This is a genomic window from Catenovulum adriaticum, assembly GCF_026725475.1.
Classification (GTDB): Bacteria; Pseudomonadota; Gammaproteobacteria; order Enterobacterales; family Alteromonadaceae; genus Catenovulum; species Catenovulum adriaticum.
This window is the reverse complement of record NZ_CP109965.1, coordinates 1,361,322-1,377,805: the sequence shown is the minus strand read 5'-3', so window position 1 is coordinate 1,377,805 and position 16,484 is coordinate 1,361,322. Positions and strand designations below refer to the sequence as shown.

The window sequence follows — 16,484 nt, the reverse complement described above, 5'->3', positions numbered from 1 at the left end:
ATTTACGGCTTGCTCTTGTTTAGCGAACACCTGTTCGCTAAAGTATGCGCGATTTTTCTTGAATAAATATAGATGATAGCTAATGAATCAAAATAGTTTTAATAAAGAAGAGCTACTTGCTTGCAGCCGTGGTGAATTATTTGGCCCAGGCAATAGCCAACTACCCGCTCCTAATATGTTAATGATGGACAGAATTGTATCAATCACAGAAGATGGTGGTAGCGCTGGTAAAGGTTATATTGAAGCCGAACTAGATATCACGCCTGACCTATGGTTTTTTGATTGCCATTTTCCAGGTGATCCAGTTATGCCTGGTTGTTTAGGTTTAGATGCTATGTGGCAGCTAGTTGGTTTTTTCTTAGGCTGGAGTGGCGGCCCAGGTAAAGGTCGAGCTTTAGGGGTAGGTGAAGTTAAATTCACAGGCCAAATTTTACCAACGGCTAAAAAAGTAACTTACCGTATCGATTTAAAGCGTGTTATTAAACGCAAGCTTTTCATGGGCATTGGTGATGGGACTGTTGCAGTTGATGGTAAAGTTATTTACGAAGCTAAAGATTTAAAAGTCGGTTTATTCCAAGATACATCGTCTTTTTAATTCCCGTCTTTTTAAATGTCAGATAAGAAAAAAGCCCTTTCGGGCTTTTTTCTATTTTCCTCCAAAAAACGAGACTCTATCATCAACAGCGGTTCGCCATCCCCCAAGCCATTGAGCTTTAATATCAGCATCTTGATACGGACAACACTCTTTAGTTTTACCAACGATACCTGCTTGATAGCCTCTGGATTGGGCTCTTTCTAAACGATCACGCTTTTGTCTTTTCATTTAGCTTTCCTTATCCATTTTATTCGGATGAAAAATTAATATATGCCAACTTAAATGAGGATAACCAACGTAAAAATTTAACGCGTTTAGGATCTCAAAATCCCGATTAAACTCTCTAAGCAGCAACTCAAAAATTAACGAAAATAGTGTAGGAATGCAATATCAAAAAAGTAGACGGGTTTAGCATTTTGAAAGGTTAATTCACTAACACACTGATTTATCAGGTGTTAGTGAATTAATGAATAGTGGACTGTTTTTAGATTGTTTTCGAATGAATATTACGTCTCTTAAACAAAAATGTAATAAACAATAATAACAGTATGCTAGAGGTAAAACTTGCCCCTTTACGTTTAATGGTCACTTCATTATCTGGTGCATCACAGCTATCAGCGGCAATTAGGTCAGGTATTAATTTAACCGTGTATTCTACTTGCTCAATAGAAGAACTATCAGTACTTGAATTAATCACTGAATTGCCCATTAAATCACGTGCTGTCTGCACCAAAGAGGCTCTTGCCAAAATGACACCGTCATCGTTAATATCAACTGCATCCACAATGGTAAAGTCAGTCTCACAACTAAGTAGATCATTTAAATCTTGCATCTCATCCGTTGAAATATCATACACAAAACCATGTTTGGGTTTAGTGCCACTGGCTAGGCCAGCTGCATCAGTTTCGCCCACAATGATATTTTGGTCATTAATTGCTTTAGCTTTGGTATTCGCACTCACAAAAAAATCTGAAAGAGGTGTCACTTCTACCGAACCACTATCGATGTCGTAATAAAAACTTTTTAGAACCCCGCTTAAACCAGCCGTGTCGTACATAGTACCAATTACAATATCATTGTTATTAATGTCAATTGCGCGACTTTGTGGGTTTTCAAGTGGATTAGTCATCGCAAACACATTGGTTTCGTTAAACAATACCGCTTGCACTTTCAGTTGGTTATTAACATCAATCACGCTTGATTCGCCAACCGCAAGCCCTTTATCATTAACCGCAAATGCACGACTCGTATAATCCAAACTTTCAGCTAAATCTGGATTGTCAATTGCAATCCCAAGCGAGCGTTTTTCGGTAATGTCCCCATTGCCATTCACTTTCCATAAATAAGCACGATTTCTAAATAAACTATTTTGCGCTTGCACATTATTAAGATTTCGCCATAGGCAAACGTCTTCAGGTACGGTATCTCTATTAATTCGGCAGCTTTCAATTAATGCATCTAAAGTGCTGCTGCCAGCAACAGACGCATAGCCAACAACATAACCAGAGTCAGATATATCAGTTGCATAACTAAAACCACCTAAAGCATCTTCATCATCATAAAATGGCGGTAACGTAACTGCTCTATTGGAAAAACGAACAAAACCACGATGAATAAACTCAGGCATTAACCAAGTATCGCCATCAATATCAGTTTTGGTCAAAGGTGAACTGGTTGAGCCCGCTATCCAAGCTAAACTATTAATATCGTTTATTTGTTCAGTATGAAAATAGGTATATTCATCAGTTTCAGGGTTCTCAACATCAAATATTGCCAGCTCTTCTAAATTATCCTTATCAGATAAAGCACCGCGCATCAGACCTATTTGTTGGTGTACACCATCACCGTTATATTCCGCAAGATAATTTAATACGAAAGATAAGCTGGTCGAGTTAAAGCGTCCTTTTTTAACTGAGTCTAAAAACGTAGAGTTACCATCACTAAAAGATGACAAAGTGGCAGCCAAGCTAATGTCAGTTTGATCAAAATCCAGTAAAGACACATCAACAGGAAATTCAAATCGATTGCCAGTAATTGGAAAAGCTGCTGCTACATCACCTTGATTGTTTATGCCAATTGGAAAACTACTTTTATACTCCTCCGGCGTTTCAATCACTTCGATTCGGTATGTTGTTGTATTTGCAGCCCAAACCGAAGTTTGTAGTGCTATATACCCTAAGATCGCGCTTGATTTTAATATTTTATTTATCATATTTATTCGTTTTCCAGACTTTCCAATTCTTCCCACTGCTCAAATGCGGTTTCGAGCTCAGTTTCAACCTTTGCCAATTCATCCAGTTTTTGCTGAGTGATATCGGCTTGCAATGTAAAAAACTCTGGTGAATTAATTTCATCTTGTAGTGCCGCAATTTGAACTTCGAGTGACTCTATGGTTTGAGGCAGTGATTCTAACAAACGTTTTTGCTTGTATGACAGTTTTACTTTTGTATTTCGAGGTTTTTCGACCAACTTTTTTGCACTAGGTTCAGATTTATCACTTTGAGCTTGCTTTATTTGCGCTTCACGCTCAGCTAAATGAGGAATAATGGTTTCATATCCGCCCATAAATTCTTCAATTTGGCCATTTCCATGAAAAAAGAAACTGGATGTAACCGTATTATCGACAAATTCTCTATCATGTGAAACCAACAATAAAGTGCCTTGATAACTATCAATCAACTCTTCCAATAACTCTAAGGTTTCTACATCCAGGTCATTAGTGGGTTCATCTAATACCAATAAATTAGCTGGCTTTAAAAATAATTTTGCTAATAATAACCTATTTTTTTCGCCGCCAGATAAAGATTTTACCGGAGAGCGTGCACGCTGGGGCGAAAACAAAAAGTCTTGTAAATAACCTAAAGCATGACGAGATTGGCCATTAAAAATAACATCTTGTTTGCCATCGGCTACATTATCAATAACCGACTGGTCTTCATCTAATTGTGCTCGATATTGGTCGAAATAAACAATGTCTAAATTGGTGCCTAATTTAACTTCACCCGCATCTGGGGTAATTTGTCCCATAATGAGCTTAATAAAAGTCGATTTACCACAACCATTTGGTCCCACTAAGGCAATTTTGTCACCTCGTAAAATTAAGCAGCTAAAATCTTCAACTATATTTAATTTATCATCATAGCGATAGGATAAATGATTAACCTCTGCAACTAATTTACCGGATTTATTAGCTTCATCTAAATTCAGGTTAGCAGTGCCCTGTACCTCTCGGCGCTGTTTTCTATCTCGGCGCATTTGTTCTAAATGTCGTACTCGGCCCTCATTGCGAGTCCGCCTGGCTTTAATCCCTTGCCTAATCCACACTTCTTCTTGGGCTAGTTTGTCATCAAACCTTTTGTTTTCTGCTTCTTCTGCTTTTAAAAAGGCTTCTTTATCCACTAAATATTGGGTATAACCACGCTCAAAGCTAATTAAACGACCGCGGTCTAAATCAACAATTCTGTTGGCAACATTACGTACAAAAGCCCTGTCATGGCTAATAAAAACCAAAGCGCCATTATAATCTTTTAAAAATTGCTCAAGCCAGTTAATTGATTGATAATCTAAATGGTTAGTTGGTTCATCCAGTAATAAAATATCCGGCTCAACCACTAAAGCTTGTGCCAAGGCAACTTTACGTAACCAGCCACCTGATAAACCATTTAACGAGGCGTTGGCATCCAACCCTAACCGAGAAATAACTTGTTGTATTTTAGGTTCAAATTGCCAACCATCTAATTTATCAATTTTTTGTTGAATATTAGCAAGCTCAGTTAAGTCGGCATTTGCGTCTTGGCTCAGGTGATAAAAATGCGCAAGCGTTTCACCTACTTCCCCCAAACCTTGTGCCACATACTGATAAACTACGCCGCTAGAGGCTTTAGGAGGATCTTGTGGCAAACGGGCAATTTTGGTTTCGCTGCGAATATTAGTATCGCCACTATCCAGTTGTTGTTCGCCGGCTATTACTTTTAATAAGGTAGATTTGCCTGCGCCATTACGGCCCAAAATACAAATTTTTTCACCACGGTTGATATGAAAATCAGCGTTTTTTAATAATGAGTGATCACCAAAAGCCAGTTCAGCTTTAGTTATCCGATATAAATTCATAATGCGTATTTAACCAATTTAATAAGCTGGCTTCGTCAAACGGCCAGCATAACATTTGTTGACTCGGTACATCCAACAACACAGGTATTTTTTCACCAAATTGCGCAATTAACCATTCGCTATTCTCTGCCAGAGCAATATCAATTAAATCAACCTGAGTGAGCAAACCTAAATTTTGCAAAACAAGCTGCGCGTCGTTACATAAATGGCAGCCATCTGTACCGTATAAAACTAAGTCGCTCATTGTTGCTTTTGTATTTTCCAAACTTGTCTAATATTTGCTCTGCGTTTAAAGTCAAATGGCAAGGTTTGTTGGCTTAAATTAGTTGCTACTAATCCAAGTTCAGCTAATGCTTCTGTATCTAATTTAAAGCTGCGTAAATTATTAGAAAAATAAATGTCGCCATTTGGATTAAGCTTAGCTAAGGCGTTTTCAATTAAACTAATATGATCTCGTTGCACATCAAAAGTATTATCGAGCTTTTTAGAGTTTGAAAAGCTTGGCGGGTCAATAAAGATAAGATCAAAACTTTGTTTAGATTTTTTCAGCCAATCTAAACTATCTTCCGCAAAAAACTGATGCCAAGAAGGGTTAATATTGTTTAATTCAAAGTTTTGTTTACCCCAGTCTAAATACTTTTTCGATAGATCGACCGAAGTAACTTGCGACGCGCCGCCTAAAACTGCATGCACGCTGACACTGCAGGTATAAGAAAACAAGTTTAGGACCGTTTTGTCTTTTGATTCTTTTTGAATTAACAAGCGCATATCACGGTGATCTAAAAACAAGCCAGTGTCTAAAAAGTCGTGAATATTGACATAAAAAAGCGCATTGGCTTCTTGCACTGTAAAGTAATCATCGCGAGTCGCGTTACGCTGATACTGCGAGTTTCCTTTTTGACGCTTACGTACTTTTACCGCCACTTTATTATTGTCAATATCTAGAATTCTAGGTGCCGTCAACAATACTTCATTTAATCTGGCTTGCGTTTTTTCAACCGGAATATTTTTAGGCGCTGCATATTCCTGAATCACCAAACTATCGCCATATACATCAATCGCAACGTTGTAATTTGGTAAATCGGCGTCATAAACCCGATAACATTCAGTTGGTACTTGTTTAGCCAGTTTACTTAACTGTTTAATATTTTTTTTCAGTCGGTTTTGAAACTCTAACGCCATTTTATCGCGCGGGTCATCACCCTGACCGGCTTCAATGGTATATTTAGCAATCACACAATCTAACGAAGCATTTTTTAACTTATATTTTTTAGACGCCGACAATTTAATTTGGCGTAATTGCTCCACCGCCGAACTAATTAAGGTAAGTTGCCAGTTTTCGTATTTTTGTTTTAACTTGGCACCAAAATCTAAATACAAATTCGCTATTTTGAGTTCATCTTCTAAGCGTTCACCATAAGGTGGGTTTGAAATAATATGGCCTACTTCGTTAAAATCTATCATGGAGTCTAAAGCGTTACCGCGCTGAAAATGAATATGCTCTGCCACGCCGGCGTCTTGCGCATTTTGTTCTGCAATTTTTAATTCACGCTGATTAATATCTATGCCATAAATACGTAATTTGCTGTCGGTTATAATTTCACTATCGGCTTGAGCTTTAACTTGCTCAAACATATTTTGATTATGACCTAACCAATGGGTAAAGCCCCAATCTCGACGATATTGCTGAGGCGGAAATTTTAGTGCCATTTGTGCAGCTTCAATAAGCAAAGTGCCTGAACCGCAAAAATAATCAATTAAAGGTTGTTGCGTATTGTCTAACCAGCCCGATCGCAACACCACGCCTGCGGCAATATTTTCTTTAATAGGTGCACGCCCAGCGTTTACGCGATAACCGCGCTGATGCAAACTTGGACCTGATAAATCGATAAAAATATGCGCATTTTTTTTAATTAAACGACCCTGAAACCGGATATCTGATTGCGCTTTATCAACATTTGGACGACGCCCTAATTCGTCTTGAAACATATCAACAATTGCATCTTTAACGACTTGCGCACTAAACTGGGTGTTACGTAACTGCTCGTTTACCCCATTAAAATCAACACTAAAAGTGCAGCGGTCATTAAATTGCATCGACCAATCAATCGATTGAGTTAATTGATATAAATCTTCTTTGCCTGAGCACTCGGCACTCGCCAGTTCAAGCAAAACCTTATTTGCTAAACGCGAACGATAACAAACTTGGTATGCTTGCTCTAATGAACCTTCAAACCAAACGGAAGACACCGATAGTTTAATGTTTTCAATAGAAAAACTTTGCAGCTCTTGTTCTAAAAGATTTTCTAAACCTTTTGAGGTGGTAACTAAAAAACGCGCCATTGAATACTCCAGAAAATTGACGCGTTATTATAGCCTATCCCTGACTAACTTAAAACTTACAATTATCGTTATAAAGGTATCGAGTAACGGTTATTAACCCTGTTTTGCTAAATTAAATATCGAGCCTGAGTTTCATGCCTATCTCTGTAGTGTAGCCCGTTACTTTATCTGTCACTACACCAGTATCTTGTATTAAATAATAACTGGGATAACGGTTCACTTTAAATAAGTTTCGTAGCTCACGATTACCATAAAAAACCGGAAAGTTTAGTTCATGCTTCGCTAAAAAATCAGTCACCTCATTTTTAGATTGATAGTCTAAAGCGATGGCAATGATATTAACTTTATAGGCATAATTTTGATGGATATCAAGCAAATTAGGCATGCTTAAATGACACACCTGACACCAAGGCGCAAAAAAATACAACAAAGTCTGCTTATCTTTAGCTGCAAAATTAACAATTTGATTTTGATTAAATTGAACGGACTTTAGCGAAAATTGGGTTTATGGCACGGTTTTATCTGTATCCAACATATCTTTCGTTAAAAAATGTTCGATAAGAAAATAAAACAAGACGATTAAAAACAACTGGAACAGCATACTTGCGATTTTTTTTACATGCATTTTAAGGTATTATTTTAATTAACATCCCTCTTAGTAACTTTTAACTCACGGTGGTTCCATTGAAACTAACTGAATGGACAAAAAATACATTTTTTTTGTTAATTGCTATTTTTACCTTAACCGCTTGTGATTCAGGCCCAACACTACGCTCAATTTGTGAAAATCAACCTCAGCTTTGCAATGACTTAAATTCTGACTCTTGGTGTAAATTAGAGCGTCGAAAGGTTATTTTGGGACGTCACCAAGAACAACAAAACCCAAGCGATCAAGTTAGATACCAACTCATGCTTGATTTAGAGCGTTATTCGGTATGCGTTGAAAAAGCGTCACATATTGAGCACATTAAACTTAAAGAGAAAAAAACGTCAAGAGTTAAAGGTTATATTACTTCGTTAAAAGAATTAAACCGGCTTTCACAAGCTACCCAAGATTCAAACGACCCTTATTTATTATATTGGCACTGGTCACGCAATGGCAGCGAACAAGCCATGCAAAAGTTTTTAGCATTACGTGATACGGGCATTTTGCAAACGCCTGAATTACAACTCAAATTGGCAACATATTATGTAAAATTTGATCGTGACTTAACCATAGATACCCTTTATCACGCACTTGAAATTTATGATGGGACAGCGCCTTTGCAGGTCGAAATTTTAAAAACGCTAAGTACGCTATTTATTAAAGAAGAAAAATATAGGCACGCTTACGTTTGGGGTAAAATCGCTCAAGAATATGGCTATAAAGATATTGATCTTGCGCCATTAACTGCACTGTTACAAAACCAAGGCAACAATATAGACGGACTGAACCAACTAGTTGAAAAGTACAGCGAGCAAATACGCGACGGCCAATTTATTCCGCCAAATCGCTAAATACAAAATGCCTAAAATGTATGTCGCTCTAATTTTTAAATTTCATTACCCCATGGTTTAAAAAAGCAGTTTTATAAATTATTTAAATTTAACTAACTCAATTAAACCAATAGTAAACTTGTTAGCTAACTGGCCAATTTTGAAATGGCCGGTATTTCAATGAGTTTATTTTAAGCACTGGTGCAAACCAAGCATAAAAAATACACACTTTAGTTTTATATTTAAAATAAAGGATTCATAAAACAATAAGTTATGTGATTGTTCAATCTGATAGCTTTCAGCTTCATCGCCCTCCCTAAAGTAGCCTACTTTGTGTTAAAAGACGCTCAAAATTAGCCTTCATAGTTTAATTTTATAGCTTACATAGTACGCCGTGTTATCCCTACCCTGCTTTGCTAAACAATTTAATCTATACCGCCTAGCTGAATTCATATTTAACTAAATGGCACTTCATACTTAAACCCACTCGCTTATTTTATATTAAAATTAACAATTTTAAATTCAAATTGAAAACAAAATAAAAAACACCTAACATTGACAACAATACACAAACAACTATTAACATAGAAAGGAATGACTATGAATAAAAATTATAAATTCAAATTATCAAAACTCAGTTTTATTTTATTAACCTCTGTTTCATTGATAAGTTGTGGTGGTGGCTCAAGTAATTCAAATAATGACAAACCAGAAATAACAGAAGACACCACGCCTGATGCTTTTAGCTTTCAAGCCCAAAGTAATTTAGCTGTTAATACGTTAATAGAATCAAACAGTGTCACAATAACGGGTATTAACAGTGCTACAAAGATCAGCATATCAGGAGGCGAATATGCAATTGATAATAATTCTTATACATCTTCTCCTAGTACAATCAACAATAACCAAAACATAAAAGTGAGAGCTACAACAGCTGAAACTTACAGCACCTTAACTAAAATAACGCTAACTGTAGGTGAGCTCAGCAAAACGTTTGAATTCACAACAAAACCAGAACCCGTAACGGCATTAGGCTATCAAGTTGATGTAAATTTAAATGTGAGTCATACCAAAGGTGGCGTTGATTCATTTGATCGCAGCAGATATATCACCATGCATATTGCAACTAGCGATAGCGAATGGCCTGATAACGAAACACAAAAGCAATTCATTGAAGATTATGATGTGTATTACGGGAGAAACAATGGCGCACTCCCCTGGCAATTAAAGCGACTAGAAACAAGCGCAACCGAAGGCATTGTTGATGACGATCAAATGACCATTTTTGGCAATCAAACAAAAAGCAATTACATTAACAGCACGCACGAGCACCAATTTGAAGATCGCATGGCTAACATGATGTATGGGGGCCAACCGGTTATGTACCCTCATCAAGAAAAAAATAACTGTAATACCGACTGCTATGGTAACACTTGGCTGGCAAGCTATGATGAATACGGCCGTTTTTTAAGTGAGTGGTTAAATAAATATTTTGGCTCTGGCGGTACAACTGGTGAGCAAAAACCAAAAATAATTGAAGTAATGAATGAACCTTTTGTTCATTCCGGTGATTTAAATTCGTCTAATGCCAATATAACTGAGCTACATAAAGTGGTGGCACAACGTATACATCAAGATCACCCCAACGTAAAAGTTGGCGGCTACACTGCTGCTTACCCCGCGCTAGAAGCCAATAACAGCGGCTTTCAACTATTTGATAATACATGGAAAACCTTTATTGATGGCGCTGGTGAGCAAGTCGACTTTTATTCAATTCATTTATATGATGGACACGATAACAGCAACCATCAATTTAGATCAGGCTCTAACGTTGAAGCTATTTTAGATATGATTGAGCAATATAGTGTGATTTCAACCGGAGATGCTAAACCTTGGGTTATATCTGAATACGGTTTTTATTCACCACATTACAAAAGCACGCCCTACTCGAAGCAAGAAGATTGGTGGAATATTCGCTCATTTTCTTCAATCATGATGCAGCTGATGGATAAACCAGATCAAATTATGACCTCTATGCCATTTTTTATCTTAAAAGCGTTATGGTCAGGTAATGCCGGCGTGGATAGTGACGGTCATCGCTATCCATCACGTTTATTCGTATTAAAAGATGAACTAGATGGTAGTATAAATGTGACCAACAATGATGGCGAATGGGTTTTCTCTGAAATGGAAAAATTCTATCAATTATGGTCTGAAGTAAAAGGCAAGCGCATTGACAGCAAACCCTCTGATTTAGATTTGCAAACAGATGCCTATGTCGATGGTAATACTCTGTATTTAATTGTGAATAATTTAGAAGCAGATGATGTTGAGTTTAATTTCAATTTAAACGAAAACAATAATACACAAATTAATTCAATCAGCTATAAGCATTTATACTACAATGATGCTCAATCAGCGCCTGAATTGGCGCAAGGTGATTTAGATAATAATGCAAAACAATTTACTGTGAATGCACATGCAACCAGCATTATTAAAATCACGTACGCATCTGACATAGTGGTCAATGAAACCTCAAACGAAACTAAATATTACGCTGACAAATTTAAACAACAAATTACCGCTAATAACAGTACACAATTTGCGATTAATGATGTGCAAACTAGCACCACATCCGGCGAAGCTGTGTTGCGTTTAGGTTTAGGTCGGGCGCATAACTTGTCATTAGAACCAACCATAACGGTTAATGGTACTAATTTAATCGTGCCAAAAGATTTTAGGGGCTATGATCAAAAAACGCGTGACAGCTTTTTTGGGGTAATTGAAATTCCTGTTCCCTACCATTTACTCCAAAAAAACAACACCATTGACGTTCGTTTTGATGACACTGGCGGTTATATTTCAAGTATGACAATGCAAGTATTTGAAACTTCAGCGGCTTTAACTCGATTTAATTAACCTAAATTAACGATATCACAGGTTAGTATCCAGTTTGGATACTAACCTGACTATTGAACAGATTATCTAACACCTTTTAGATGCAGTTGAGCATACCTGCAGGATTAGGCTAATTAAACCTAGAGTGTGTTTATCTTTGTTTATAAAAAAATAATACAAAGATTCACACGCCCTAGTGATTAATCACTGACTGAGCTAGATATGTATTAAGCTTTTGATGTAATAAATCGATAATAATAGGTTTGCCCAAGTGATCCGTAAAACCAATCGAGTAATAAAATTTAACGTCATCCGCCATTACATTGGCGGTCAGAGCTAAAATAGGTAGTGAAGGATACATTGCACGAATAATTTTACAGGCTTCAATACCGTCCATCACTGGCATTTGAATATCTAAAAAAATCAAATCAGGTTGCTGAGCTTCAGCAATTTCAACTGCCTCTTTCCCATTATTTACAATGATGATTTTTGCCTGAGATGCACTTAACATCGCCTCTATAATGGTTTGATTAATTTCGTTATCTTCTGCCACTAATATTGTTTTAGCTGATAAGTTGGGCATTTCAGTCGCAATTTGATCAACTTTTGCGCCCGTTAACTCAGCTTGCGCTAATGGCAAGGCAACTTTAAATAAGCTGCCTTCACCTAACTCACTGGATACGTTTATGTCGCCTTCCATTTGGGTCACTAAAGAGTGAGTTATCGCTAAACCTAAGCCAGTTCCACCAAATTTACGGGTGGTTGAACTATCCGCTTGCTTAAAACGGGTAAAAAGCTGGCTGACCGTTTGAGGACTCATTCCCGAACCTGTATCTTCAATTGTTATCATCAGTTTAGATTTTGCATCCAATCCGCTACTGGATATATATATTTTGACATAACCCGATTCAGTAAATTTAACAGCGTTTGATGTTAAGTTAAGTAATATCTGATGCACTCGAACCGGGTCACCCATCCAACCATCCACAAAATTTTTATCATAATGCAATTCTAACGCTATGCCTTTTTCTCTAGCTATGGCCGTTAAATCTGAAATAACTAATTCTGCAATTTCTTTGAACGCAAATACCGTTTTTTCAAGATTTAGCATACCAGCATCCATTTTAGAGAAATCTAAAATATCATTAATAATGGTTAATAAACTCTTACTTGAAAGAAGCGATTTATCAATTAAATTTTGAATTTTTATCTCGTTTTTGCTCTGGGCTAAAATTTGTAAGGTACCAATAATACCGTTTAATGGCGTACGAATTTCATGGCTCATGTTAGACAAAAACTGAGTTTTGATTTGGCTACTTTCTTCTGCTGTTCTTTGAGCTAGTTTAAGTGCATTCATGTTATAATTAACATCCTGCATCAACCTTTTTAGCGTATTGCTCAGTAGTTTTACTTCTACACTAGCGTGCTTTGAGCTAATAGATGGCATATTATCGTCTGTTGTGTTTGTTAGTTGCTGTGTTAATTTTGCAAGTGGGTCAATGGCACTTCTTTTTATATAAATCGTAGCGCTAAAAACCAAAAATAAAATTAAAATAATGCATCCAATAAATAGGAATTTACTCATGTTTTTAGCATCGTTAAAAGCATTTTTACGTATTTTGAGTAAGTATTTTTCGTGATCATTAAGCTGGGTAATTATCGTGTTAATCTGGTCCATTAACTTTTTACCCGAATTATTTTTTAATATATTTAATGATTCGGATAATTGACTTGATTTCGCTAATTGCACGGTTTTTTTGAGCTCTGAAAATTTAGCTTGAGTGAGTTTGGTTAGCGATTTAAGTTTTTGTTGTTGCTCTAAACTATCTGTGGTTAGCTGCTTTAATTTAACTAATTCATCAAGAGCTAAATCGATAGACTCAGTGAAAGAATCAAGATAAGCCTCATTTAACGTCAATAAAAAACCACGTTGGTTTGACTCTGCTATTTGGATATGATTTCTAACAGACTCTAATACAATAATAACTTGATAGGTATGAGTCACCCACTCTTCATTCTCCTGAGCTTTATGAAGCGTTGAATTAACAATGTAAAGACAAGTAATACCAATCAAAACAATAGAGACTAAAAATAATTTAAGCGTTTGCTGTAACGTCAGTTTGGTCATCAGTAACCATGATTCCTGTTTATACTTACTAACAATTGTAGTAAAAATACTTATTTAATACCTAATTATCTTATAACTTTATAAATAAAAACATGCCTAATACAAAGTATTTTATTTAAGACTATATCAAAATATATCCCTAAAAATTAAATGCTTATATTTTTAGCTAAACAATGACTAACCATTATTTAGCTATATTCCTGCCTTTTATCTGTTTTCATCTAATGATAACAGAGCGCGTATAAAGCTAGTTTCTATTTTTACATTTCAACAAAACAAACAACATCTAACATGCATTAATAAAACATTAAAAACACAATTATTGTATACAATATACAAAATTATGTATAAAATTAACCAAATTAAAATTTTATAATCAATCCTATGCAAGGTGTTAACATGACATTAATCGATCGTAAGATGAAATTCAGCTTAGCCGCAATTTGTATTGCTTCAGCGCTCAATTTAACAGCCTGTGGCGGATCTGGAGGATCAGATGACGCCAATACCCCAGAAGAAACCGCTAAAGATACAACACCTAATAACTTTACCCTAACCGCAATTGACGACGCCACTTTAAATACCCAGATTAACTCAAATACGGTGACGGTAAGCGGTATTAATACAGCAACCCCTATTTCAATTGAAGGTGGTGAATATGCAGTTAATGGGGGCGAATTCACTCAATCTGAGGGGCAAGTAAACAACCAAGATTCGGTCGTCGTTAGATTACAATCATCCAGTACTTTTTTAACCGAAAATTCAGCGACATTAAGCATAGGTGGGGTAACCCAAACTTTCACGGTAACGACCTTAGCCGAGCAAATTATTGACGATGGTGTTGTTCAAGTGGATGTCAATTTAAACATGAAGCATAGTGTTGGCGGAATAGAAACCTTAGACCGACAAAAGTATATTACGATACATGCAAATAATTTAGAGAATGGTTGGGGTCAAAACGATGTACATAGCTTAGATGCACCTAACGAATTAGGTGAAGATTTAATGCTAGATTTTATGCGCGGCTATGACGTTTATTTTGGCCGAGATACTGGTTCAATAGGCTGGAACTTACGTAATGTCTCACAAGATGCGACTAAACCGGGTTTTGTAGATGAAACATCTGCCAGTCAACGTGGCGGTGATGTTAAGTGGATTTACGATAATGGCACAAGTTATAAAAACGTAAATGCCCGTTTAGTAGAAGATCGAATGCAAGATATGATTGCTGGTGGTCAGCAACATCCATATTGGCCAGAAGGTACGTTAATAAAGCCTGTAAATGGCGATCCCGACTGGGCATTTTCGCAAACAGATACTGCGCAAGAACCCTTCGGAACAGCAACGGGCCATTATATGTCGCAATTTTTAGCAAACTTTTTTGCTCAAAGTGAAACTGATATGGGCCAAACCAAACCCACTTACTTTGAAGTAATGAACGAGCCTTTATATGATTTAACGACAGATCGTGAAGGCCAAGCTAATTATGTTGAACCCCTAAAAGTCTTTGAGTTTCATAATACAGTGGCGGCAGAAATTAGAAAAGAAAGTAAAAATGACGATATTATGATTGGAGGTTATACCATTGCCTTCCCTGATTTTGATAAAAATAATTTTCAACGTTGGGAAGAAAGAGACAAACTCTTTATTGATACAGCCGGTGAAAACATGGATTTTATATCAATCCATTTATATGACTTTCCTACGTTTCAAAACTCAGAGCGATACCGCCGAGGCAGTAACTTAGAAGCGACACTTGATATGCTTGAGCACTATACTTATTTAAAATTTGGTCAGGTTAAACCCATTTTAATTTCAGAAGTGGGCTCATCGGTACATGCTAGAGTAAATGAAGACTGGACACCTCAACGTGATGCTGAAAAGGTATTATCAATTACGACCATGAATACTCAATTTTTAGAGCGACCTAATAATATTTTAAAAGTTATTCCTTTTATACCTGTAAAAGCAGAATGGGGACGCCGTGAAGTAAACGGAAAAAGCATCGCTTACTCTAGTCGTTTGATGGTTCAGAAAAAAGAACGTGATGGTTCGAATGATGACACTTGGGTTTATTCAGATCATGTCAACTTCTACAAATTATGGTCACAAGTAACAGGTACTCGAGTAGATAGCTATTCTGACGAAATAGATGTATTAACGGATAGCTATGTTGATGGCAACCAGGCTTACATTGTATTAACCAACCTAGAGTTTGAAGATGTAAAAATTAACTTAAACGCCCTTGGTGTCGACGGTAACACTTTAGATTCAATTAGTTATAAAGAGTTAAGCTATACAGCTAATAATGAATCTCAATTCATTGAAGAAACCTTAACGGAGCTGCCAGAAGCGCTAACATTACCTGCAGAAGCCACAACCATTATCCGTTTAGAGTATGCAAACAATATTGAGGTAACCGAATCTAATACTGAAAAACGCTACTACGCAACTACCTACCAACAAGCAATAAATGCTAACCAAGCCATTAACTTTACATTTGACGATGTAAGTGTCAATGCTCAAGGGGAAGCGGTTTTACGCTTAGGATTAGGGCGAGACCATGATAAGTCGCTTTCTCCAGTTGTCGCTGTTAATGGCAATTTAGTATCAGTGCCTTCTGATGTAAAAGGCTACGATCAAAAACAAGGCAAAACAGCAACTGGCCGACCTAACTTTTTTGGCGTGATTGAAATTCCGGTTCCTTATGATCAACTTCAAGCAAGTAACACGGTTACGGTTGAATTTTCAGACACTGGCGGTTTTGTGAGTTCAGCTGTACTTCAAGTATTTTCAACTTCAGTTGAATTAAGCCGTCATTAAAGTTGGCTTTGGAATAGCTTATAAGCTTAAGCCACAACCTAAGCAGCGCATGAGAACAATGCGCTGCTTTTACAAACTCTGCCCGCCCCAAAAAAAGCGAGTGATAAAGAA

Annotated in this window: 10 protein-coding genes and 1 pseudogene; 4 read left to right on the top strand and 7 right to left on the bottom strand. The window is 36.7% G+C overall.

The genetic code is table 11. The features are described 5' to 3' along the window. Positions 1 to 82: 82 nt before the first annotated feature. Positions 83 to 595, top strand: a complete 513-nt coding sequence (gene fabA, locus OLW01_RS06210; RefSeq protein WP_268075865.1) for a 3-hydroxyacyl-[acyl-carrier-protein] dehydratase FabA — start codon at positions 83 to 85, stop codon at positions 593 to 595. Between the two features lie 51 nt (positions 596 to 646). Here fabA and rmf read toward each other — a convergent pair whose 3' ends face one another. From rmf to OLW01_RS06180, 6 genes and pseudogenes are all read right to left on the bottom strand, one after another. Next, positions 647 to 823: a ribosome modulation factor gene (rmf, locus tag OLW01_RS06205; RefSeq protein ID WP_268075863.1), complete on the bottom strand. Its 177-nt coding sequence runs from the start codon at positions 821 to 823 to the stop codon at positions 647 to 649. A 256-nt stretch (positions 824 to 1,079) separates the two neighbouring features. Further along, positions 1,080 to 2,807 (bottom strand): DUF3466 family protein, encoded by a 1,728-nt coding sequence (locus tag OLW01_RS06200; RefSeq protein ID WP_268075862.1) that lies wholly within the window; start codon positions 2,805 to 2,807, stop codon positions 1,080 to 1,082. A 2-nt stretch (positions 2,808 to 2,809) separates the two neighbouring features. Further along, positions 2,810 to 4,705 (bottom strand): ATP-binding cassette ATPase Uup, encoded by a 1,896-nt coding sequence (gene uup / locus OLW01_RS06195; RefSeq protein ID WP_268075861.1) that lies wholly within the window; start codon positions 4,703 to 4,705, stop codon positions 2,810 to 2,812. Further along, positions 4,683 to 4,949, bottom strand: coding sequence for a glutaredoxin family protein (locus OLW01_RS06190; protein WP_268075860.1), 267 nt, complete (start codon positions 4,947 to 4,949; stop codon positions 4,683 to 4,685). Before OLW01_RS06190 ends, uup begins: the two co-directional genes overlap by 23 nt. After that, on the bottom strand, positions 4,946 to 7,048 hold the full coding sequence (rlmKL, locus tag OLW01_RS06185) for a bifunctional 23S rRNA (guanine(2069)-N(7))-methyltransferase RlmK/23S rRNA (guanine(2445)-N(2))-methyltransferase RlmL (protein WP_268075859.1): 2,103 nt from the start codon (positions 7,046 to 7,048) through the stop codon (positions 4,946 to 4,948). The genes OLW01_RS06190 and rlmKL overlap by 4 nt, the downstream gene beginning before the upstream one ends. 112 nt (positions 7,049 to 7,160) lie before the next feature. After that, a pseudogene (locus OLW01_RS06180) lies at positions 7,161 to 7,538 on the bottom strand (TlpA family protein disulfide reductase); the annotation flags it as partial. Between the two features lie 194 nt (positions 7,539 to 7,732). Here OLW01_RS06180 and OLW01_RS06175 point away from each other — a divergent pair. Both OLW01_RS06175 and OLW01_RS06170 read left to right on the top strand, forming a co-directional pair. Further along, on the top strand, positions 7,733 to 8,545 hold the full coding sequence (locus tag OLW01_RS06175; protein WP_268075858.1) for a DUF2989 domain-containing protein: 813 nt from the start codon (positions 7,733 to 7,735) through the stop codon (positions 8,543 to 8,545). Between the two features lie 579 nt (positions 8,546 to 9,124). Beyond that, positions 9,125 to 11,443: a hypothetical protein gene (locus tag OLW01_RS06170; RefSeq protein WP_268075856.1), complete on the top strand. Its 2,319-nt coding sequence runs from the start codon at positions 9,125 to 9,127 to the stop codon at positions 11,441 to 11,443. Positions 11,444 to 11,615: 172 nt separating this feature from the next. On the opposite strand, the gene OLW01_RS06165 is transcribed toward OLW01_RS06170, so the two are convergent. Then, positions 11,616 to 13,550 (bottom strand): CHASE3 domain-containing protein, encoded by a 1,935-nt coding sequence (locus OLW01_RS06165; RefSeq protein ID WP_268075855.1) that lies wholly within the window; start codon positions 13,548 to 13,550, stop codon positions 11,616 to 11,618. Between the two features lie 399 nt (positions 13,551 to 13,949). Between OLW01_RS06165 and OLW01_RS06160 the strand changes: the two genes are divergently transcribed. After that, on the top strand, positions 13,950 to 16,373 hold the full coding sequence (locus tag OLW01_RS06160; RefSeq protein ID WP_268075854.1) for a hypothetical protein: 2,424 nt from the start codon (positions 13,950 to 13,952) through the stop codon (positions 16,371 to 16,373). The last annotated feature ends 111 nt before the right edge of the window (positions 16,374 to 16,484 follow it).

Bases quoted from the DNA above. Each gene is read 5' to 3' on its own strand.
- uup (WP_268075861.1), bottom strand. From the start codon at position 4,705: ATGAATTTATATCGGATAACTAAAGCTGAACTGGCTTTTGGTGATCAC.
- OLW01_RS06200 (WP_268075862.1), bottom strand. From the start codon at position 2,807: ATGATAAATAAAATATTAAAATCAAGCGCGATCTTAGGGTATATAGCA.
- OLW01_RS06165 (WP_268075855.1), bottom strand. From the start codon at position 13,550: ATGACCAAACTGACGTTACAGCAAACGCTTAAATTATTTTTAGTCTCT.
- OLW01_RS06190 (WP_268075860.1), bottom strand. From the start codon at position 4,949: ATGAGCGACTTAGTTTTATACGGTACAGATGGCTGCCATTTATGTAAC.
- OLW01_RS06170 (WP_268075856.1), top strand. From the start codon at position 9,125: ATGAATAAAAATTATAAATTCAAATTATCAAAACTCAGTTTTATTTTA.
- fabA (WP_268075865.1), top strand. From the start codon at position 83: ATGAATCAAAATAGTTTTAATAAAGAAGAGCTACTTGCTTGCAGCCGT.
- rmf (WP_268075863.1), bottom strand. From the start codon at position 823: ATGAAAAGACAAAAGCGTGATCGTTTAGAAAGAGCCCAATCCAGAGGC.
- OLW01_RS06160 (WP_268075854.1), top strand. From the start codon at position 13,950: ATGACATTAATCGATCGTAAGATGAAATTCAGCTTAGCCGCAATTTGT.
- rlmKL (WP_268075859.1), bottom strand. From the start codon at position 7,048: ATGGCGCGTTTTTTAGTTACCACCTCAAAAGGTTTAGAAAATCTTTTA.